Genomic DNA, 20,532 nt, shown 5'->3' with positions numbered 1-20,532 from the left:
CTTTTCAACTATTCGACTGATCTCAGGAGACGACATGAACAGTCCACTCAATGCGCCGGCGGCATCGCTTGCCGAGCGCGCCTATCGCATCCGCAGAAACGCGTTGTTAATGGGCGAAGTGCAGGGCCAGGGCTACATCGGCCAGGCGCTCGACATCGCCGACGTGCTGGCCGTCGCGTACTTTGGCGCGATGCGTTATCGACCGGAAGATCCGGAATGGGAAGAGCGCGACCGCTTCCTGCTGTCCAACGGACACTACGCGATCGCGCTGTACGCGGCGCTGCTCGAAGCAGGCATTCTGCCCGCCGCCGAACTCGAAACCTACGGCAGCGACGACAGCCGTCTGCCCATGTCCGGCATGGCGAGCTACACGCCCGGCATGGAGATGTCCGGCGGCTCGCTCGGCCACGGCCTGACGATCGCGGTAGGCCGCTGTCTCGGCCTCAAGCGCAAGGGCTCGAAGTCGTTCGTGTACACGCTCTTCTCGGACGGCGAACTCGACGAAGGCGCGATCTGGGAAGGCATCATGTCCGCGAGCCACTGGAAGCTCGACAACCTGATCGCCATCGTCGACGTCAACAATCAGCAGGCCGACGGACCGTCCACGCAGGTCATGGCGTTCGAGCCGCTCGTCGAAAAGCTCGAAGCATTCGGCTGGTTCACGCAGCGCGTCGACGGCAACGACATTGGCGCAGTGGCCGCCGCATTCGACGCGGCCCGCAAGCATCCTGGCGCGCAGCCGCGCATGATCGTCGCGGATACGCGCATGGGCTGCGGCGTGCCGTTTCTCGAAGAGCGCGAGAAGAACCACTTTATCCGCGTCGACGCGCACGAATGGCAGCTCGCGCTCGAAGCACTCGAAACAACGAAATCGCATGAGATCGGGAGTCACGCATGAGCAACGTCACCGCAAGCAAACCGCGCCTGAAGACCTCGGCGATGATCGCGTCGATTGCAGGCGAAGGCCAGCTCACTCGCTCGGCGCCGTTCGGTCACGCGCTCGTCGAACTCGCGCGGCAGAAGAGCAACGTGGTCGGCATGACGGCCGACCTCGGCAAGTACACGGACCTGCACATCTTCGCGAAGGAATTCCCCGAGCGCTACTATCAGATGGGCATGGCCGAGCAATTGCTGATGGGCGCGGCGGCCGGCCTCGCACACGAAGGCGCGCAGCCGTTCGTCACGACGTATGCCGTATTCGCGACGCGCCGCGCGTATGACTTCATGCATCAGGCGATCGCCGAAGACAATCTCGATGTGAAGATCGTCTGCGCATTGCCGGGGCTCACTACGGGTTACGGTCCAAGCCATCAGGCCGCTGAAGACCTCGCGTTGATGCGCGCGATGCCGAACATGACCGTGATCGATCCGTGCGATGCGCTCGACATCGAACAGATGGTGCCCGCGATTGCCGCGCACAACGGTCCCGTTTATGCGCGTCTGTTGCGCGGCAACGTGCCCGCCGTGCTCGACGAATACGACTACACGTTCGAGCTCGGCAAGGCGAAGATGCTGCGCGACGGCGCCGACGTTCTGGTGATCTCGTCGGGCATCATGACGATGCGCGCACTGGAAGTCGCGAAGGCGCTGGAGAACGACCGCATCGGCGTCGGCGTGCTGCATGTGCCGACCATCAAGCCGCTCGATACGGCGACGATCGTGCGCGAGGCGAAGCGCTCGGGGCGGCTCGTCGTGGTGGCCGAAAACCATACGACGATCGGCGGTTTGGGCGAAGCGATTGCGGCCGAGTTGATGCGCGCGGGCGTGTCGTGCCCGTTCCGCCAGGTCGCGCTGCCCGACGCGTTTCTCGCTGCGGGCGCGTTGCCCACGCTGCATGATCGTTACGGCATTTCGACGTCCGCGATGTCGGCGGCGATCAAGGGGTGGCTTGGCTGAGCTTTCGAAGTTGCGTGAAAATTCGGCGTGACGCGTGCGTGCATTAGCAGCACGGCCCGCAGCGCGCCGCGCCGACAAGCTTCATAATGCGATCATTCGAAGCCACAAATTCGCGCCATAATGATCGACGCTCAAGCCCAAGCTCAGTCCACGCCCTCGCCCCGCCTCACCAGCCTGTCGCACGGCGGCGGCTGCGGCTGCAAAATTGCCCCCGGCCTGCTCGCCGACCTGCTCAAGCGCAGCGCGCCGCTGCCGTTCTTTCCCGACCTGCTGGTCGGCAACGATACCGCCGATGACGCCGCCGTCTACAAGCTCAACGACGAGCAGGCGATTGTCGCGACCACGGACTTCTTCATGCCGATCGTCGACGATCCGTTCGACTTCGGCCGCATTGCCGCGACCAACGCGCTCTCCGACGTCTATGCAATGGGCGGCAAACCGCTGATGGCGCTCGCCATCGTCGGCATGCCGATCAATGTCTTGCCGCACGACGTAATTGCGGCGGTGCTCAAGGGCGGCGAATCGGTGTGCGCCGACGCGGGCATTCCGCTCGCAGGCGGCCATTCGATCGACTCGGTCGAGCCCATCTACGGTCTGGTCGCGATCGGCGTGGTCGATCCGCGGCGCGTCAAGCGCAACGCGGGCGCGAAGGCCGGCGACGTGCTGATTCTCGGCAAGCCGCTCGGCGTCGGCGTGCTGTCGGCAGCGCTGAAAAAAGACCGGCTCGATGCGAACGGCTATGCGGCGATGATCGGCGCGACAACCAAACTCAACCGCCCAGGCGCGCAACTCGCCGCGCTCGACGGCGTGCACGCGCTGACCGACATCACGGGCTTCGGGCTGCTCGGCCACACGCTCGAACTGGCGCGCGGCTCGAAGCTGACCGCGCGCGTGCGCTATGCCGATTTGCCGTGGCTGCCGGGCGTCGTCGAATTCGCCGAAGCCGGCGTTTTCACGGGCGCGTCGGGGCGCAACTGGGACGCGTACGGCAAGGACATTGCATTGCCCGCGACGTTGCCTTCGACCGCGCGCACGCTGCTCACCGATCCGCAAACCTCGGGCGGCCTGCTGGTGTCGTGCTCGCCGGACGCCGTCAAGGACGTCCTCGCCCTCTTTCATGCCGACGGTTTCGGCGATGCCCGCGTGATCGGCGAGATGGTTGCCGGCGACGCACGCGTGGACGTCGTCTAAAAGGAGCCGGCGGCCCACAAGCCGGCCCGTAGGGATTCAGAAAGCCGCGCCCTGCCGCCACTCGCGGCGCATGCGATAATTTCGGTCTTTCCGGCGGCCTTGTGACGTTGCGGCGCCCCTTGGCACGCGTTGCTGCCCGGTTTCCGTCGTTCTCCGCTTTTTGTCCCGTTTCGTGTCGGCACGCCCTTGAAAAACCTACTCGTCAGCCTCGATCAAGCCGGTGATTTCGATGAAATCATCGACGTGCGCACGCCTCTCGAGTTTGCCGAGGATCATATTCCGGGCGCCATGAACGCGCCGGTGCTGAGCAACGAGGAACGGGTGATCGTCGGCACCATGTACAAGCAGGTGTCGCCGTTCGAGGCGACGAAGGTCGGCGCGGCGCTGGTCGCGCGCAACATCGCGCGGCATCTGGAAACTACCTTCGCGGACCGGCCGCGCAACTGGCGGCCGCTCGTTTATTGCTGGCGCGGCGGCAAACGCTCGGGCTCGGTCACGTCGCTGTTCAATATGATCGGCTGGCCGGCGCGTCAACTGGACGGCGGCTACAAGACTTATCGGCGGGCGACTGTCGAGGCGCTCGTCACGCTGCCGACGCAGTTCCGTTACGTCGCGCTGGTCGGCCCGACCGGCAGCGGCAAGACGCGGCTGCTCGCGGCGCTCGACGAAGCCGGCGCGCAAACGCTCGACCTGGAAGCGCTGGCCGCGCATCGCGGCTCGCTGCTCGGCGCATGGGTGGGTGTTGCGCAGCCGTCGCAGAAACGCTTCGACACCTTGCTCGTTAGCGCGCTGCGCGGCTTCGACGCCGCGCGTCCGGTGTTCGTGGAAGCGGAGAGCCGCCGCATCGGCGCGATTACGCTGCCGCTCGCGCTGCTCGAGACGTTTCATCGCGGCGCGTGCGTCGAAGTGGCGACGAGCCGCGAAGACCGCTCGGCGTTTCTGCTCCACGACTACGCGCATCTGTTCGACGACCCCGCGTTGCTGAAGACGCAACTGGAGCGCCTGATCGGCTTGCATAGCCGCGAGCGCGTGGCCGGCTGGCAAAAACTCGTCGATGAAAACCGGCGCGAGGAACTCGCGAACGCGCTGATCGAACTGCATTACGATCCCGCCTACGCGCGCAGCAGCCATCAGCATTTCGTGCACTTGCCGCAGGCGCTGCAAATCGAATTCCGGCCGAACGACGCCGACGTCGTCGACCAGGCCAAAGCGCTTCTCGCGCAACTCGACAAGCGCTCGTTCGCGCTTGTTTGACTCAACATCAACGTTTGAAAACAACATGCAATCAACCCTTCGCCAGCCCCGCGTCGCTCTTGGCTGGATCGTGTTCCTTGCGATCGCCGTCGTCGGACTCTTCTATGTGAAGTGGTTTCCGTATTACAACCGCGCGTTCGTCGCCGCGAGCCAGCATTCGATCGGCAAGTCCATTCTGATGGGCACGTCGGCGAGCGCGCCGGAAGCGTCGTGGCAATCCGCAATCGACTACGCGTTCGCGTACGGCAAGGCGATCTGGCAAGCCATGGTGCTCGGATTGCTGCTCGGCTCCGCGGTCCAGGCGCTGATTCCGCCGCAATGGGTCGCACGCGCGCTCGGCCGCAGCGACTTCAGCAGCGTCGTGAAAGGCGGCCTCATGTCATTGCCCGGCATGATGTGCACCTGCTGCGCGGCGCCGGTGGTCGCGGGACTGCGCGCGCGCCAGGCGGCGCCCGGCGCGGCCATCGCCTTCTGGCTCGGCAATACCGCGCTGAATCCGGCCACGCTGGTTTTCATGGGCTTCGTGCTCGGCTGGCAATGGATGGGCCTGCGGCTCGCGCTCGGCCTCGTGATGGTGTTCGGCCTCGGCTACCTGGTGAACCGCATGGTTACGCCGAAGGAAGCCCAGGCGTCGCGCGAAGCCATCGCGCAACTCGTCACCGAAGACGAACCGGGCAACGCCTTCACGCGCTGGGTGAAAATCCTCGGCACGATGACGCTGCGTCTCGTGCCCGAATACATCGTGCTCGTGCTGATTCTCGGCGCGGCGCGCGCGTGGCTCTTTCCGCATGTCGGGCCGGATATCGACAACAGCGTGTTGTGGATCGTCGCGCTGTCCATCGCCGGCACGCTGTTCGTGATTCCGACGGCCGGCGAAGTGCCGATCATCCAGGCGATGCTGTCGTTCGGCGTGGCCGCCGGTCCGGCCGGCGCGCTGCTGATGACGCTGCCTTTGATCAGCGTGCCGTCGATGGCGATGCTCGGGCGCTCGTTCCCGAAGCGCGTGCTGAGCGTGGTCGCGCTGGCCGTGGTGATCTGCGGCGTAGTCAGCGGCCTGCTCGCGGCGGTGTTGAGGTTCTGATGAAAAAGCTTGCGGTATTTACGCTGGCGTCGTGGTCGGCGGCGGCGCTTCTCTACTTCGGCCAACATTCGGTGGCGCTCATCGCCGTGACCGGAGTGTTGGTGCTGGCGAGCTTCGATCTGCTTCGTCCTTGAAGCCGATTTGAGCGTGCGTGATTCAGGCTCGTAAATGCATTCGGCCGCGCAGTTGCGCGGCCGTTTTTTTTACCCGTCTATCAGTTCGAACGCAGCGGCGCTGCTTCAAGTGCTACGCGGCGGCGCGCGCCGATCAACGCGGCAATGCCGGTGCCGATTCCCAACGTCAGCAAACATGCGGTCGGCACCAGCATCGGCGCGATCTGGCTGTGCGCCGTCTGCCGACGTACGGCATCAGGTTCTGTCCCGCGAAGCCGCCGAGATTGCCGATCGCATTGATCGCCGCAACGCTCGCCGCGGCGCGCGCGCCCGAGAAAAAGCGCGGCGGCAGCGACCAGAAGCACGGATAGAGCAACGGAATGCATGCGCCGCCGAGGCACAGCGCCGCGAAGCGCAGCGTGGCGGTGGGCAGCACGAGGCTGGACGCGAAGCCCACCACGCCGACCGCTGCAACAAGGCTCATCGCCTTCAACACCACGCGCTCGCGCTTGAGCTTGCCGGGAAGCCACAACAGCAGCAGTGTCGCGAGCGCCCACGGAATCATGTTGAGCACACCGTTGAGCGACGATGACACGCCGTCGCTCTTCAGCAGCGTGGGCATCCAGTACGTCACGCCATAGAGCGACGTCGACATCAGCATGTAGGTCAGCGCGAACATCAGCACCTTGGGATCGAGCAGCGCCGCCCACGGATGCGTCGCCTTCGCGGCGTCCGAGGCCTCGCGTTTCAGCGCGGCGAGCACGACGTCCTTCTCCTGTTGCGACAGAAACGGCGCGTCGCTGACCGAATTCGGCAGGTACTTGAGCGCGACGAAGGCAACGATCACCGCGGGCAAGCCGGTCGCGATGAACACCCACTGCCAGCCCGCGAAACCCCACGTGCCGCCGAGCGTCAGCAGGAGCCCGCCGATCAGCGAGCCGAGCATGTTCGCGAGCGAGCTGCCGAGCGTGAAAAAGCCCAGCACTCTCGTGCGATAGCTCTGCGGAAACCACTGCGTGAGGTAATAGATGACGCCCGGATAAAACCCGGCTTCCGCGACGCCCAACGCAAAACGGAACGAGTAGAACACCGGCAGCGAACGGGCAAACGCCATCAATACCGTGACGACGCCCCACGTCAGCATGATGCGCGCAAGCCACGCGCGCGCGCCGAAGCGATGCAGCGCGAGCGTGCTCGGCACTTCGAACAGCAGATAGCCGATGAAGAACAGCGACGCGCCCAATCCGTACGACGCCTCGGTCATACCGAGCGCGTGCACCATCTCCAGCTTGGCGAAGCCGACGTTCTGCCGGTCGATAAACGAAATCAGGAACATGATGATGAGAAGCGGCATTAACCGCCACGCCATCTTCTTCATGACCTGCTGCTCGAATGTGAGTTGTGTGGACATCGTTTCTCCGCTTGCCGGATTGCATCGGCAATATTGATACAGTCATATATATGATTGTATGAATCGCGATGCGACGCCATGAGGTGATACCCGCATAGCGCGGGCGCACGGGGTCTTGCGTGAGAGAGAGAAGAAAACGCCGGCGTGGCGTTTAGCGGATGTCGACCTGATACTGGAACGTATCGGCCGCGCCGCGCGTGCTGCGCCATTCGAACGGCGCGCCGGCGAAGTCGGAAGCCACGCGGTGAACGAGAATCACCGGGCTGCCCGTTTTGATGCTGAGCAGCGTGGCGGTTTCGGCGGTAGCCTGTTCGACGCGGAGAATTTCCGTCGCCGATGCGACCATCTGCTTGCACAGCCGCTCGTAAAGCGGATACAGCAGGTCCTCGAACTGATCGAGTGGCAACGTGGCGAGCGCTTCGAAACGCGCGCGCGGCAGCCAGATTTCTTCGGCGAGAACCGTTCGGCGTTCGATCATGCGCACGCGCGACAAATGAATCGCTTTTTCGGAAACCTTCATGCGCAACGCGTCGCGGATCTCCTCGTTCGGTTTGACGATCTCGCGCTTGAGCACACGCGCCGTGGGAAGCACAGGCTGGCCGTCGCGCGAAACGAAGCGGAAAAAGCGGAACAGCGACGAGTCGAAGCGCGGCCGCCGCACGAACGTGCCCTTGCCCTGGGTTCGCGTCAGCACGCCGTCGCTGACCAGCAGATCGATTGCCTTGCGCACGGTGCCGGTGGAAACGTTGTAGAACTGACCCAGTTCGGCCTCGGTGGCGATGGCCTCTTCGGGCGCCCACTCGCCGGCGGCAATGCGGCTGACGAGGTCGTCGCGCAATTGCTGATAACGGGGCAGCCGGTCGTCCGGCCTTGACGCGAAAGACGCCGTAGTCATGGATTCATACAGTTATACAGAGGAGTCACCACTCTACCGCATCGCGCCGGTTTCAGGCGAGCAAGGGTTATTACCCAATGACCGCGCGCCGGATCGAGTGCAAGATTCATGCATTCATATATATGACTGCATGAATTCGGACAGAACGACGGACGGAGATGGCTATGTTCAGGTGGTACAAAGAGAGTACGCCGGTGGAGCGCAACACCTTCTGGGGCTGCTTCGCCGGATGGGGACTCGACGCGCTCGACGTGCAGATGTTCACGCTCGCCATTCCCGCGATCATCGCGGCTTATGGCATCGGCCATACGCAAGCCGGCGCGATCAGCAGCGTCACGCTGATTTCGTCGGCGCTCGGCGGCTGGATTGCGGGCGCGCTGTCGGACCGCTTCGGCCGCGTGCGCACGTTGCAAATGACGATTCTCTGGTTCGCCGGCTTCACGTTCCTGTGCGCATTCGCGCAGAATTTCCCGCAACTGCTGCTGCTCAAGGCGCTGCAAGGCTTCGGCTTCGGCGGCGAGTGGGCCGCGGGCGCGGTGCTGATGGCCGAGACGATCCGCACCGAGCATCGCGGCCGTGCGATGGGCGCGGTGCAAAGCGCATGGGCCGTCGGCTGGGGCGGCGCGGTGCTGGTCTACGCCGCGGTGTTTTCCTGGCTGCCCGGCGACACCGCGTGGCGCGTGATGTTCGCGGTCGGCCTGCTGCCCGCCGGGCTCGTGCTGTTCGTGCGGCGTAATCTGAAGGAACCGGTGCGCGTTGCGCCCGTCGGCGTCGACGCGCACGCCAGGGTGTCCGCGCTCGGTCAGATCGTGCAGGTCTTCCAGCCGCGCGTGCTGCGCACGACGCTCATCGGCGCGGTGCTCGGCACGGGCGCACACGGCGGCTACTACGCGATCATGTCGTGGCTGCCCACGTTTCTCGCGAAGGAGCGGCATCTGTCGGTGCTGAACACGGGCGGCTATCTCGCGGTCGTGATCGTCGCATTCTGGTGCGGCTGCATGCTGAGCGCGTATCTGCTCGATCGCATCGGCCGTCGACGCAATATCGCGTTGTTCGCTTTCTGCTGCATCGTCACCGTGCTCGCGTATGTGATGCTGCCGTTGACGAACACGCAGATGCTGGTGCTCGGCTTTCCGCTCGGCCTCTTCGCGGCGGGCATTCCGGCGAGCCTCGGGCCGCTCTTCAACGAGCTATATCCCGCCGACATGCGCGGCACCGGCGTCGGCTTTTGCTACAACTTCGGGCGCATTGCGTCGGCGGGTTTTCCGGTGCTGGTCGGCTACATGAGCCATTCGATGTCGCTCGGCGCGGCCATCGGCATCGACGCGGCCATCGCGTACGGGCTCGCGATGATCGCCGTGCTGCTGCTTCCCGAAACGCGCGGCAAGCGTCTGCGCGGCGCGGCGCCGGATCAGTCCGCCGATCGCACTGATGCGACGGACGCCACTGACGCCGCGCATTTCACCCTGAATTCCCCGCGTAGTTGAATATGAACGCATTGGCCTCCTCACTCCCGTTTGCACACAGTGGTGTCGACACGCATGCGCACGTTTTCGAGCGAGGCTTGCCGTTGAGCGGCGAGCGGCGCTATGCGCCCGCCTACGATGCAACACTCGACGACTATTTGCCGCTGCTCAACGCGCACGGAATGACGCATGCGGTGCTGGTGCAGCCGAGCTTTCTCGGCACCGACAACGGCTATCTGTTGCAAGCGTTGGCCGCGCAGAGCGAGCGCCTGCGTGGCGTCGTCGTCGTTGCGCCCGACATAAGCACGAGTGAATTGGCGGACATGCACCGCCGCGGCGTGACGGGCATTCGTCTCAACCTGATGGAACAGACGCTGCCGGATCTCGGCGCACAACCTTGGACGTCCCTCTTCGATAACGTCGCGCGGCTCGGCTGGCATGTCGAGCTGCACAGAAACGCAGTCGATCTCGCGCCGATGATCGACCGGCTTCTCGAGCGCGGCGTGCGAGTCGTCGTCGATCATTTCGGCCGGCCCGATCCCGCGTTGGGCACACAGGACCGCGGTTTCAAAGCGCTGCTCGGTTATGGCAGCACGGGCAGCGTGTGGGTCAAGGTGTCGGGCGCGTATCGCTGTGCGGCGCCGGGCTCGCCGTTCGTTGCCGACGCAACGGCGCAACTGATCGAGCACTTCGGCACGCATCGCCTGATGTGGGGCAGCGACTGGCCGCACACGCAATACGAAGCGGTCACGAGCTACGGCGAATCGTTGTCCGCGCTGCTCGATCTCGGCCTTCATGCGGAGGATCTCGATTCAATCGTGCGCAAAACGGCCTTGTCGTTCTATAGATTCGATACGGAATCTGCCGCGCCGCAGGACGCAAGCGCATCGAACGCCGCTTTGCAACGCGCGATCTAAGCCTGAGCCGGATTCGAAAGGGAAAAGAGAACTGAAGCGACTTGCTGCTGATAGGACAGTAGACGAAAGCGAAGCCGCTTTCGTCTACGTCGCAATGCGTTGGTAGGCTCGATTGGATTCGAACCAACGACCCCCACCATGTCAAGGTGGTGCTCTAACCAACTGAGCTACGAGCCTGTAGAGGCGCGAATTATAGAGAGTCTCTCGAAACTGCACAAGGGCCGGACGTCATTCAATGCGCCGGGTTCCATTCGGCGTCGGCATCGAGCGGGAACACGGGGCGCTTCACGTTCTTGAAAGCGAAGAGCCCATAGTCCGAACTCGTCACGCCGCGGCTATCGCACTCCACGAGTCCCGCCGAAATCGGCACGAAAACCGGACGGCAATACATGCGCGATTTGAGCAGCAGAAAGCGCGCGCGACGCGGATCGATGCCGACGCTTTCGAATACGCCGAGGTCCCACGGTTCGTGCGTGTGCTCGGTCACGACGAGCTTCACCGTGCCCGTGTCGAGCACCGCCGCGCGCCCCATATGCGCGCGCTGGCCGGTGTAGGTCGGGCCGGTGATCACGTATTCGCCGTCGGTCAACGCGCGCACGACGCCGGTCATCGCGACCGGCGCACGCGGCGCGCCTGCGCCGCTCTCGACCTTGTTGCCGATCGTGATGGTGACCGTGCTGCCGACGCCCGCGGCCATCAGCGCGGCCACCGCCTGCGGATCGCACAACGGCCCGGTGACGATGCCGTCGAGTTGCCGTGCAAGCGCTTCTTCGAGCAGGTCCATCGTGTCGCACGTACCGCCCGACATGCAGTTGTCGCCATGATCGAGCAGCAGCACCGGCTTGTCGGCGTCTTTCGCGAGCGCGGCGGCTTCTGCAACCGATTCCGCGAGCGGTGCGCTGCGGTAGACGAAATCCTCGCGCTCGTTCCAGATCTGCCGCGCGATGCGCTCGGCGACCGCTTCCGCTTGCGCGTGATCTCCGTTGCCGACCACCACGACGCTGATGCAGGGCGCCTCGATATCGGCGAGCGAAAAGCCCGACAGCACCGAGACCGCGAGCATGCCGTCCGCTTCGGCGGCGCGGGCGGCATCGACCGCACGCTTCATCGCGCCTTCGGCCGTCGAGCTGCGCAGCGTATGCGTGAGCAGCGGCGGCTGACGCCACGCGATCACCGGCTTCACGTCGCCATGCATCGACGCGAACAGCAAACGCGCGGCGTGCGCGCCGGTCTCGTACATATCGACGTGCGGATAAGTCTTGAAGCTGACGATCACATCCGCGTTGTCGATCATCTTCTGCGTGACGTTGCCGTGCAGATCGAGTGCGACGGCGATCGGCGCATTCGGCAATGCCGCGCGCACGCGTTCGAGCAGATCGCCTTCGCCGTCGTTCGAATTTTCCGCGACCATCGCGCCGTGCAGATCGAGCATCACAGCGTCGCATCCGTTTGTGGCTGCAACGATTGCATCGCAGATCGCGTCGTAGGCCGCAGCGTCGACGGGTCCGCTCGGGTTCGCCGCTGCCGACACGGGCGTCACGATATGCGCGCCCTCGCGCGCGGCGGCGTCGATGAACGCGGCCATCGCGGTCTGCATGCCCTTGTTGTCGTTGAACGCGTCGTCGCCGAAACTTGGGCCGAGCTTCCCGCCGTTCAGGCCGAATGCAGACAACGGCGTGGCCACCGGCGAGAACGTGTTGGTCTCGTGATTCATCCGCGCGATGAGGATTTTCATACGCACGAGCCCTCCGGCACGGGCGCGCTCGGCACGGTTTGCGCCGCCTTCAGCATCGCGTGCAGCAATACGTTGCAGCCGGCTTCGAGATGATCCGCGCGTGCGTCCTCGATCTCGTTGTGGCTGATGCCGTCCTTGCACGGAACGAAGATCATCGCGGCCGGCGCGACGCGCGCGAGATAGACCGCGTCGTGGCCCGCGCCGCTGATGACGTCCATCGACGAAAAGCCGAGCATGTCGGCGCCTTCTTTCACCGCTGCCACCAGGTTCGCGGCGAACGGTTGCGGCGGGAAGTACACGACCTGCTCGATAGTCACGTCGATGCCCGCTTGCTCGCCCGCGGAGTTGCACGCTTGACGCAGTGCGCTGTCCATTGCGGTGAGCGTGGCGTCGTCGGCGGCGCGCAGGTCGACCGTCAGCTTCACGCGGCCAGGAATCACGTTGCGCGAGTTCGGATGCACGTCGACCCAGCCGACCGTGCCCCGGCCATGCGGCGCATGATCGAGCGCGATGCGGTTCACCGTGTGGATCAGATCGGCGGCGACGAGCAATGCATCGCGGCGCAACGCCATCGGCGTGGGTCCCGCATGCGCTTCCATGCCTTGCACGGTCACGTCGTACCAGCGCTGGCCGAGTGCGCCCTGCACGATGCCGATGGTCTTGTCATGCGCCTCGAGCACAGGACCCTGCTCGATGTGCGCTTCGAAATACGCTGCAACGGTATGCGGTTTCGTGTTTTCGCCGACGTAGCCGATGGCCGCCAACGCGTCGCGCACGGAGATGCCCTCGCGGTCGCGCTGATCGAGCGCATGCTCGAGCGTGAACGCGCCGGCGAAGACGCCCGAGCCCATCATCACCGGAACGAAGCGCGAGCCTTCCTCGTTGGTCCACACGGCGACTTCGAGCGGCGCGAGTGTCGTGACGTTTGCATCGGCCAGTGTGCGCAGCACTTCGAGGCCGGCGAGCACACCGTAGTTGCCGTCGAATTTGCCGCCGGTCGGTTGCGTGTCGATGTGGCTGCCCGTCGTGACGGGCGGCAGGTCGTCGCGCAAACCCGCGCGGCGCGCAAAGATATTGCCGATCGCGTCGACGCGCACCGTGCAGCCGATTTCCTTCGCCCACGCGACGAACCGGTCACGCGCGATGCGATCGAGTTCGGTGAGCGCGAGCCGGCAAACGCCGCCCTTCTCCGTCGCGCCGATCTGCGCGAGTTGCATGAGGCTGTTCCAAAGCCGTTCGCCGTCGACGCGCAGACGAGCAAGCGCGTCGCCGCGTTGTGAGTCATGAACTTGCATCAATGCTTCCTCATAGTGAAGTCGGGCGTAGCTTCAAACGACGCCGACGCCGAGATAGCGATCCTTGATCGAATCGTCGGCGGCGAACGATGCGTTATCGCCCGAATAAACGATCACACCTTGCTCGATGATGTAATGGCGATCCGCGAGTTGCGTGCAGACCTCGAGGTTTTGCTCGACGAGCAGAATCGCGACGCCCGCCTTGCGAATCAGCTTGAGTTGCGCGACGATTTCTTCGACGATGACGGGCGCCAGACCTTCGACAGGTTCGTCCAGCATCAGAAGACGCGGGTGGTTCATCAGCGCGCGGCCGATGGCAAGCATCTGCTGTTCGCCGCCCGACAACTGTCCGCCGCCATTCGTGCGCCGCTCCTTGAGCCGCGGAAAAATCCGGTAGATGTCGTCGAGTTGCCACGGCGAGTCTTTGCGCGCGCCGAGCCGCAAGTTTTCCTCGACGGTGAGCAAACGGAAAATGCCGCGATGTTCGGGCACGAAGCACACGCCGCGCGACGCGATCTTGTGCGGCTGGAGGCCGCTTATCGTCGTGCCGTTGAATGCGACGCGCCCGTTCTTCGGCGCGACGATGCCGGCAATCGCCTTTAATGTGGTGGACTTGCCCGCGCCGTTGCGGCCCAGCAGCGTGACGGTCTCGCCTTCGCCGATCTGCAAGGAAACGCCTTGCAGTATGTGACTTTTGCCGTAGAAGCCGTGAATGTCCTGCACGTCGAGGATCATGCGCGGCCTCCGGTGATCATGTTGCCGAGATAGGCGCTGCGCACGCGCTCGTCGCCGCGAATTTCGTCGGGGCGTCCTTCCACGAGCACGCGTCCTTGCTGCATCACGGTGATCGTGTCGGAGATGTCCATCACGATGCCCATGTTGTGCTCGATCAGCACGACGGTGTAGTCGTCGCGCAAGCCGCGAATCAGATGCTTCATATCGTCAAGATCGTCGATGCCCATGCCGGACGTCGGCTCGTCGAGAAAGATCGCCTTCGGTCGCGCGGCGAGCGCCATGCCGACTTCGAGCCGCCGCTGCTGACCGTGCGACAGCGCGCCCGCCGGTATTTGGCTGAAGCGCTGCAACGCGAGACGTTCGAGCACACTGTCGACGGTATCGGTGTGCGCCAGCGCGCCGCGCGGCGGCGTCCATGCATTGAGCGCGCGCACGGCATCGACGCCTTGTGCGGCAAGCCGCAGATTTTCGCGCACGCTCAGATTGGCGAACAGGCTCGTCACCTGAAACGATCGCGCGACGCCGCGGCGCACGCGTTTGTGATCGGGCTCGTGCGTCACGTCGTGGCCGTCGAACACGATCTTGCCTGCGGTGATCGGCAGCGTGCCGGTAAGTACATGAAAAAGCGTGGTCTTGCCCGCACCGTTTGGGCCGATCACCGAATGCACGGTGCGCGGCATGATGCGCAGGTTGACCTCGGAGAGCGCCGTGAATTTGCCGTAGCGCTTCATCACGCCGCTTGCGTTGAGAATGGGCTCGGTCATGTGCGCTCCGTTGCGGTGTCGTCGCTGCTACCGGTTGCGGGAACGGTCTGGGCGTCGTCTTGCGGATGACGGCGCAGCGCGTGCCAGATTCGCTCGCCAAGGCCCCACAGACCGCGCTGCATGTAAAGGCTCACCGCCATCAGCACGATGCCGAGCAGCAGCAGCCAGCGCGGCCACAACGTGGAAAGCCAGTCGGCGAACAGCACATAGAACGCGGCGCCCAGCACCGACGCAAACAGATTGCCGGTGCCGCCGATCACCGTCATCACGAGGATCATTTCGCTCGTGTGGTAATCGATGTTGGATAGCGGCGCGATGCCCGTCATCAACGCATGCAATGCGCCGGCGAGCCCCGTCACCGCGCCCGAGATCACGAACGCCATGAGCTTGAACCGCTTGACGTCGTAGCCGACCGCGGCGGCGCGCGCTTCGTTGTCGCGAATCGCGAGCAACGTGCGGCCGAATACGGAGTGCGAGACGCGCATCAGCAGCCAGAACACGATGAGAAACAGCACGGCGACGAATCCGTAGTACTGCCACGGAGACGTCAACGCGATCAGTTCGTGGCCGAACAACCTGAGCGCGGGCCGGGGAATATCGAGCAGGCCGTTGTCGCCGCCGGTCAGCTCGGGCGTCGTGTATGCGAGAAAGTAGAACAGTTGTCCGAACGCGAGCGTCAGCATCACGAAGTAGGTGCCGCGCTGTCTGATCGAAAACCATCCGACGAGTGCAGCCGCTGCCGCTCCGACCACGAGCGCCGCAAGCAACGCAACGGGCACCGGCAAGGCGGCTTTGGTCAGCACGAGCCCCGCGCTATAGCTGCCGAGTCCGAAGAAGATGCCCTGCCCGAACGACAACAGTCCCGTGTGGCCGAGGAGAAGATTGCAGCCCAACGCGGCGAGCGCGAATACGAGGACTTCGGTGGCGAGCGAGCCTGAGCGCAGCGTCAACGGCAGAATGCATACGACCAGCAACGCGAGCAAAAGAAAACGATAGCGATGCAGCGTGTGGACCAACGCCCGCCCGCCGGATGCCTGCGGCGCCGCCTTCGCGACGGCGGATTTGGAAGTGTCGATCACGCGGCTCTCCCGAGTAGGCCATTCGGCCGCAACAGAAGAACGGCGGCCATCGCGACGTAGATCATCAGGCGCGCGCCCTCGGGCCACAGCGTGCTCATCACGCTTTGCACGATGCCGACCAGCAGGCCGCCCACCAGCGCGCCGAGAAAGTTGCCCATGCCGCCCACCACGACGACGACGAACGCGACGCCGAGCGCCTCGATGCCCATGAAGGGATCGACGCCGCGAATCGGCGCGGCGAGCACGCCGGCGAGCGCAGCCGTTGCAGCGCCGAGCGCGAACACGAGGCTGAATACACGCAACACGTTGATGCCGAGCAGCGACACCATTTCCGTCGATTCACTGCCCGCACGCACCGCGCTGCCAAGCCGCGTGCCCTCCAGCACCCACCACAGCAACGCGGCGAGCACAGCCGTGAAGCCGATCACGAACAGCCGATACTTCGGATACACAAAGCTGCCCCAGATGACCACGCCGTTCAGCATGTCAGGAACCGGCACGTTATCGCCGAGCGGTCCCCACACGAGGATCGCGCACTCCTGCACGACGAGCGCAAGGCCGACCGTCACGAGAATGTGGAACTCGTGCTGCTGCGCGTAGACGTGCCGCAAGATCAGCTTTTCGACGACCCATGCCAATGCGCCGACTGCTATCGGGACGACGACGAGCGCTGTCCAGAAGTTCAGCGACCACTGCATCGCCTGATAGCAGAAATACGCGCCGAGCAGATAAAAGGCTCCGTGCGCGAAGTTCACGAAGCGCAGCAGGCCGAACACAATCGACAAACCGACCGCGAGCAGGAAGTACAGCATCCCGACTCCGACACCGTTGACGATCTGCAGAAGATAAACGTTCATGGCGACTGTGTGGTGATTGAGCGCAACGTCGCTGCATTCATGGATGCCGGCACGAGGTGGCCGGCGCTGCTCGGCGCGGCGTTGCGCGTCAGGTCAGTTTGCAACCGGTCTTGTCGAGCGGCAGGAACGATTGACCGGAGCTCACGATATCCGCGTAGTCGTCGGCGTTTTTCATCTTGTTCTTCGCCTTGCCCTTCAGCAGATAGTAGTTCTTCAGCACCTGATGATCGCCCTTGCGGACTTCTTCCGGACCTGTCAAACCATCGTATTTCATGCCTTCGAGCGCCGCAGCCACTTTCTTCGGATCGACATTGCCGGCCTTGACGATGCCATCCAGCAGAATCTTCGTGCAGACGTACGAGCCCGCGAGGCTGTAGTTGGGATTCGTCTTGAACGCCGCTTGCGTGCGCTTGACGAGATCGCGGTTCAGCGGCGAATCGATACCATGCCAGTACTGCGCGCCGAAATACACGCCGTCGCACAGATCCGCACCAAGCGACTCGAATTGCTCGAGACCGGAAGCCCACGCGAGCAGAATCGTGCAGTTGTTCTTCATGCCGAAGCTCACGGCCTGGCGCAGCGTGTCCGACGATTGCGAGCCGAAGTTGAGGATCAGCAGCACGTCGGGCTTCGCGGCAACCGCGTTCGTCAGATAGCCGCTGAACTCTTTTTCATTCAGCGAGTGATAACTGTTGCCGACATGCTCGATGCCCTTCTCCTTGAACACCGCTTTCGCCGCGGACAGAAGACCGTCGCCGAACACGTATTGCGGCGTGATGGTGTACCACCGCTTGGCCTTCGGCAGCATCTGGATCAGTGGGCGCACCGTCTGTTCGATCGCGCCATACGTGGGCACGGACCAGCGGAAAGTTGCGTCGTTGCAGTCCTTTCCTGTGATTTCGTCGGCACCTGCCGTCGTGATGAAAACGCCGCCGGCTTTCTGCACTTCCTTGCCCATCGCCAATGCTTCGGACGACAAAATACCTCCAGCGAAGAAGCGCGCGTTCTTCTGCTGGGCGATTTCCTGCACGCGGCGAACCGCCGTTGCCGGCTTGCCTTCGGTGTCGAGCACCGAATAAGCGAGCGGTTCGCCAAGCACCTTGCCGTATTGTTCGATCGCGAGCTTCATGCCGAGGTCGGCGTATTTGCCGTTGGCGGCGAACGCGCCGGACATCGGCACGGGACACGCGAATTGCACGCTGCCCGCCTGCGCAAAAGCACTGCGCGCGACGAGCGAACCCAGCGTCCCCGGAACGGCCGACAGCGCGGCCAGCTTCAATATATTTCGGCGATTCAAATCACGCTCCTTGGAGAGACACGCAGTGAACGACTACGAAAAGTGGCTGGCCGCGGTGTAGTCTTTGCTCTTAGTGCCGCGGTTCGTGCTATTTATCATGATAAATAGGATTGACTTGATCGTAGGTACAATAAATTCCAGTGTCAATAAGGCAAAATTCCTGGCGGCGACGCGGCGGCTTGTACTTGCGCCTCCGGTTGACGTCCGCGAAACACCGACGGTGCAGCACACAAAATTGGAGTAAGAAACATGGCCATTGACCGAGCCAAGGCTGGCGCCGCGATCGAGATCAAGCAGCAAAAGCGCGGCGATCTGGTCGCGGAGGAAATCAAGCGATTGATCACGGAGAAGGATCTCAAGCCGGGCGATCGGCTGCCGCGCGAGGTCGAGTTGCAGCAGCTGTTTTCGGTGAGCAAGAGCACGATTCGCGAGGCGCTGAAGTCGCTGGAGGTGCAAGGGCTTATCAAGGTGACGACCGGACCGAGCGGCGGCGGGATGGTCGTTGAAGTGCCGCTCGACCGGACGTTGCAGCTTCTGCAGAACTATCTATTCTTTAAGGACGTGTCCATCGACGACATTTACACCGTGCGCAAGCTACTTGAGCCCGAGCTCGCGGCGGGCGCGGTGCCGCATCTGACGGAGCAGGACTTCGAGGCGCTCGAGGCGAGCATCGCATGTTGCGATCGGCCGGCTTCCGCGCACGGCGGCCAGGACATCGTGCGTCAGCGCCAGGAGGACGTGAATTTCCACGACATTCTTGCGGCCGCGAATCCGAATCCTTTTTTGCGCTTCAGTTGCGAGCTCATCAACGAAATGATCCGGCAACTGATCGAGTTCCGTAACGATACGCCGCAGGCGGAACACGAGCGATTCGGACAGGCGAACGTCAAGATTCATAAGGCGATCACGAAGGCGGCACGCGAGCGTGACGTCGAGAAAGTGCGCGAGTTGATGACGGTGCACATGACCGAGGCGCCGCGGTACGTCAAGCGGATGAAAGGGAAGCTGCGGGGGCGATTGATTCTCGACTCGGAGATCCGTCGGCGGGTGCGGGCGCGAAGTGTCAGTCCTGTGGGTTTGGACGAGGTAGATTCGGCGGGCAGTGAAGAATGATGCGGTTTCGGCTTACGGGGGGCGGGGATTGCTCGCGGAGCATGGTCTCGACGGCTTGGCCGCACGTTGTTTGACGGTTTGTGGCGTCTGACAGGGGCTTCTTGATGCGCCGCGGCCCGGTGGTTTTTTCGGCCCGGGCGGCGGGAAGGCTCAATCTTTTATCGCGCGCGCCGTTATTGCATCTGCACAGGCAAAATCTTGAACCTTCATGGCACAACCTATTCCGTTTTCCCGACACACCGGCGCCGCGCGCGCCCGGCATGCCAAGGCAATGCTGTTGCCCATCGCCCGGCAAATCGCCGATGACCTCGCGCTGCGCGTGCATCTGGCGCTCGACGCGTTGCGACGGGGCGACGGCGGAGTGAGCGATGCGCAGACGCTCACGCAGGCCATGCTATTGACCGGGTTCCTGGCCGAAGCCGGCTACGGGTCGACGACCGGCGAGCAACTAGGCGCAGCCGAGCGCGAGATAGCCAAGGTGTTCGATACCGGACGAGATACCGGAAGATGGGCGATAGACGAGGGTGGATTCGCGCTTTTCGCCGACATTGCCACCCACTACGATCGGCAATTGCACGGCGCACCGCTATGGGCAGTCACCGATGCGAGCGAACGGCTGGACCGCTTTACTGCCGGGCTGCCGTATCAGCTTCCGATGCGCAAGAGGGCCTGACGGCCTGAGGTTGATTGGAAATTGACCGGGTGTGGGGGCGCGATGCGCGCGGGCGGGTCTTTCTGAAATGGCTGCGGATCGGCTGCCGGTGTCCTGTTCTGGACGCCTGCGTTTGGCGCAGCGTTTGCGAGCTTGCCGGTTGCGAGGTTGCGTCCTTTGCAGCCGTGTAAACGCAGAAACCCCACCTTTGCGGGGTGGGGTTTCTGACACTGCTGGGGAGCCTGACGATTACCTACTTTCACACGGGTAATCCGCACTATCATCGGCGTGGAGTCGTTTCACGGTCCTGTTCGGGATGGGAAGGGGTGGGACCGACTCGCTATGGTCATCAGGCATGACTTGTTGTCGTGCTGGGTTTTGGGCCAACACAACCAATCGGGAAGAAGTAGTTTCTGGTGATGCTCACCAGGGTAAAGCTGTTGGGCTGTGTTGTTCGAGGCACAACATCGATCACTCAACCGTGTGTGGTCTGCATAAGACCCTGCGCGTGGCGCAGGGTGGGGCATCCATAAGTGCTGAAGCACTAACGGCTGCCGACACACACCTGTTATAGGATCAAGCCTTACGGGCAATTAGTATCAGTTAGCTGAACGCATTACTGCGCTTACACACCTGACCTATCAACGTCCTGGTCTTGAACGACCCTTCAAGGGGCTCGAAGCCCCGGGGATATCTCATCTTAAGGCGAGTTTCCCGCTTAGATGCTTTCAGCGGGTATCTCTTCCGAACATAGCTACCCGGCGATGCCACTGGCGTGACA

The 20,532-nt window shown here is 63.5% G+C and carries 18 protein-coding genes, 1 tRNA gene, 2 rRNA genes and 1 pseudogene; 10 read left to right on the top strand and 12 right to left on the bottom strand.

Annotation, left to right across the window (positions count from 1 at the left end; genetic code table 11):
• Positions 1-34: 34 nt before the first annotated feature.
• From BGRAMDRAFT_RS12385 to BGRAMDRAFT_RS35845, 6 genes are all read left to right on the top strand, one after another.
• The gene (locus BGRAMDRAFT_RS12385; RefSeq protein WP_006049082.1) at positions 35-898 is read left to right on the top strand and encodes a transketolase; all 864 of its coding nucleotides are present in this window, start codon (positions 35-37) and stop codon (positions 896-898) included.
• On the top strand, positions 895-1,896 hold the full coding sequence (locus BGRAMDRAFT_RS12380; protein ID WP_006049081.1) for a transketolase family protein: 1,002 nt from the start codon (positions 895-897) through the stop codon (positions 1,894-1,896). The genes BGRAMDRAFT_RS12385 and BGRAMDRAFT_RS12380 overlap by 4 nt, the downstream gene beginning before the upstream one ends.
• A 120-nt stretch (positions 1,897-2,016) precedes the next feature.
• Entirely contained in the window at positions 2,017-3,087 is a 1,071-nt protein-coding gene (gene selD, locus BGRAMDRAFT_RS12375) for a selenide, water dikinase SelD (protein WP_006049080.1), read from the top strand.
• 186 nt (positions 3,088-3,273) lie between these two features.
• On the top strand, positions 3,274-4,341 hold the full coding sequence (gene mnmH, locus BGRAMDRAFT_RS12370; RefSeq protein WP_044020949.1) for a tRNA 2-selenouridine(34) synthase MnmH: 1,068 nt from the start codon (positions 3,274-3,276) through the stop codon (positions 4,339-4,341).
• A 25-nt stretch (positions 4,342-4,366) separates the two neighbouring features.
• Complete coding sequence (locus BGRAMDRAFT_RS12365) at positions 4,367-5,422, top strand: permease (RefSeq protein WP_006049078.1); 1,056 nt, start codon at positions 4,367-4,369, stop codon at positions 5,420-5,422.
• Entirely contained in the window at positions 5,422-5,556 is a 135-nt protein-coding gene (locus tag BGRAMDRAFT_RS35845; protein ID WP_006049077.1) for a hypothetical protein, read from the top strand. Before BGRAMDRAFT_RS12365 ends, BGRAMDRAFT_RS35845 begins: the two co-directional genes overlap by 1 nt.
• An 80-nt stretch (positions 5,557-5,636) precedes the next feature.
• Here the strand turns inward: BGRAMDRAFT_RS35845 and BGRAMDRAFT_RS12355 are convergent.
• Both BGRAMDRAFT_RS12355 and BGRAMDRAFT_RS12350 read right to left on the bottom strand, forming a co-directional pair.
• Positions 5,637-6,946, bottom strand: a pseudogene (locus BGRAMDRAFT_RS12355) (MFS transporter).
• Positions 6,947-7,097: 151 nt separating this feature from the next.
• Positions 7,098-7,841 (bottom strand): GntR family transcriptional regulator, encoded by a 744-nt coding sequence (locus BGRAMDRAFT_RS12350; RefSeq protein WP_006049074.1) that lies wholly within the window; start codon positions 7,839-7,841, stop codon positions 7,098-7,100.
• 164 nt (positions 7,842-8,005) lie between these two features.
• Between BGRAMDRAFT_RS12350 and BGRAMDRAFT_RS12345 the strand changes: the two genes are divergently transcribed.
• Positions 8,006-9,328 carry an MFS transporter gene (locus tag BGRAMDRAFT_RS12345; protein WP_006049073.1) on the top strand — a complete coding sequence of 441 codons (1,323 nt, stop codon included), beginning with the start codon at positions 8,006-8,008 and terminating at the stop codon, positions 9,326-9,328.
• Positions 9,329-9,330: 2 nt separating this feature from the next.
• Complete coding sequence (locus BGRAMDRAFT_RS12340; protein WP_006049072.1) at positions 9,331-10,224, top strand: amidohydrolase family protein; 894 nt, start codon at positions 9,331-9,333, stop codon at positions 10,222-10,224.
• 100 nt (positions 10,225-10,324) lie between these two features.
• On the opposite strand, the gene BGRAMDRAFT_RS12335 is transcribed toward BGRAMDRAFT_RS12340, so the two are convergent.
• From BGRAMDRAFT_RS12335 to BGRAMDRAFT_RS12300, 8 genes are all read right to left on the bottom strand, one after another.
• Positions 10,325-10,401: transfer RNA gene (locus BGRAMDRAFT_RS12335), tRNA-Val, on the bottom strand.
• Positions 10,402-10,456: 55 nt separating this feature from the next.
• Positions 10,457-11,959: a M81 family metallopeptidase gene (locus BGRAMDRAFT_RS12330; RefSeq protein WP_006049071.1), complete on the bottom strand. Its 1,503-nt coding sequence runs from the start codon at positions 11,957-11,959 to the stop codon at positions 10,457-10,459.
• Positions 11,956-13,254 (bottom strand): Zn-dependent hydrolase, encoded by a 1,299-nt coding sequence (locus tag BGRAMDRAFT_RS12325; RefSeq protein WP_006049070.1) that lies wholly within the window; start codon positions 13,252-13,254, stop codon positions 11,956-11,958. Before BGRAMDRAFT_RS12325 ends, BGRAMDRAFT_RS12330 begins: the two co-directional genes overlap by 4 nt.
• Before the next feature lie 33 nt (positions 13,255-13,287).
• Positions 13,288-13,989, bottom strand: a complete 702-nt coding sequence (locus BGRAMDRAFT_RS12320; RefSeq protein WP_006049069.1) for an ABC transporter ATP-binding protein — start codon at positions 13,987-13,989, stop codon at positions 13,288-13,290.
• Positions 13,986-14,753 (bottom strand): ABC transporter ATP-binding protein, encoded by a 768-nt coding sequence (locus tag BGRAMDRAFT_RS12315; protein ID WP_006049068.1) that lies wholly within the window; start codon positions 14,751-14,753, stop codon positions 13,986-13,988. Before BGRAMDRAFT_RS12315 ends, BGRAMDRAFT_RS12320 begins: the two co-directional genes overlap by 4 nt.
• Positions 14,750-15,832, bottom strand: coding sequence for a branched-chain amino acid ABC transporter permease (locus BGRAMDRAFT_RS12310; RefSeq protein WP_006049067.1), 1,083 nt, complete (start codon positions 15,830-15,832; stop codon positions 14,750-14,752). Before BGRAMDRAFT_RS12310 ends, BGRAMDRAFT_RS12315 begins: the two co-directional genes overlap by 4 nt.
• The gene (locus BGRAMDRAFT_RS12305) at positions 15,829-16,689 is read right to left on the bottom strand and encodes a branched-chain amino acid ABC transporter permease (protein ID WP_044020944.1); all 861 of its coding nucleotides are present in this window, start codon (positions 16,687-16,689) and stop codon (positions 15,829-15,831) included. Before BGRAMDRAFT_RS12305 ends, BGRAMDRAFT_RS12310 begins: the two co-directional genes overlap by 4 nt.
• Before the next feature lie 88 nt (positions 16,690-16,777).
• Positions 16,778-17,986 (bottom strand): ABC transporter substrate-binding protein, encoded by a 1,209-nt coding sequence (locus BGRAMDRAFT_RS12300; RefSeq protein ID WP_006049065.1) that lies wholly within the window; start codon positions 17,984-17,986, stop codon positions 16,778-16,780.
• A gap of 249 nt (positions 17,987-18,235) precedes the next feature.
• On the opposite strand from BGRAMDRAFT_RS12300, the gene BGRAMDRAFT_RS12295 reads away from it, so the two are divergent.
• Entirely contained in the window at positions 18,236-19,099 is an 864-nt protein-coding gene (locus BGRAMDRAFT_RS12295) for a FadR/GntR family transcriptional regulator (RefSeq protein WP_006049064.1), read from the top strand.
• Between the two features lie 208 nt (positions 19,100-19,307).
• Positions 19,308-19,772: a hypothetical protein gene (locus tag BGRAMDRAFT_RS12290; protein WP_029966626.1), complete on the top strand. Its 465-nt coding sequence runs from the start codon at positions 19,308-19,310 to the stop codon at positions 19,770-19,772.
• Between the two features lie 219 nt (positions 19,773-19,991).
• Here the strand turns inward: BGRAMDRAFT_RS12290 and rrf are convergent.
• Positions 19,992-20,105 (bottom strand): 5S ribosomal RNA (rrf, locus tag BGRAMDRAFT_RS12285).
• A 218-nt stretch (positions 20,106-20,323) separates the two neighbouring features.
• Positions 20,324-20,532, bottom strand: a 23S ribosomal RNA gene (locus tag BGRAMDRAFT_RS12280); the annotation flags it as partial.

It is taken from the genome of Paraburkholderia graminis C4D1M (assembly GCF_000172415.1).
GTDB lineage: Bacteria > Pseudomonadota > Gammaproteobacteria > Burkholderiales > Burkholderiaceae > Paraburkholderia > Paraburkholderia graminis.
Note: the sequence above shows the minus strand (reverse complement) of the source record. Positions and strands in the feature narration are given on the sequence as shown.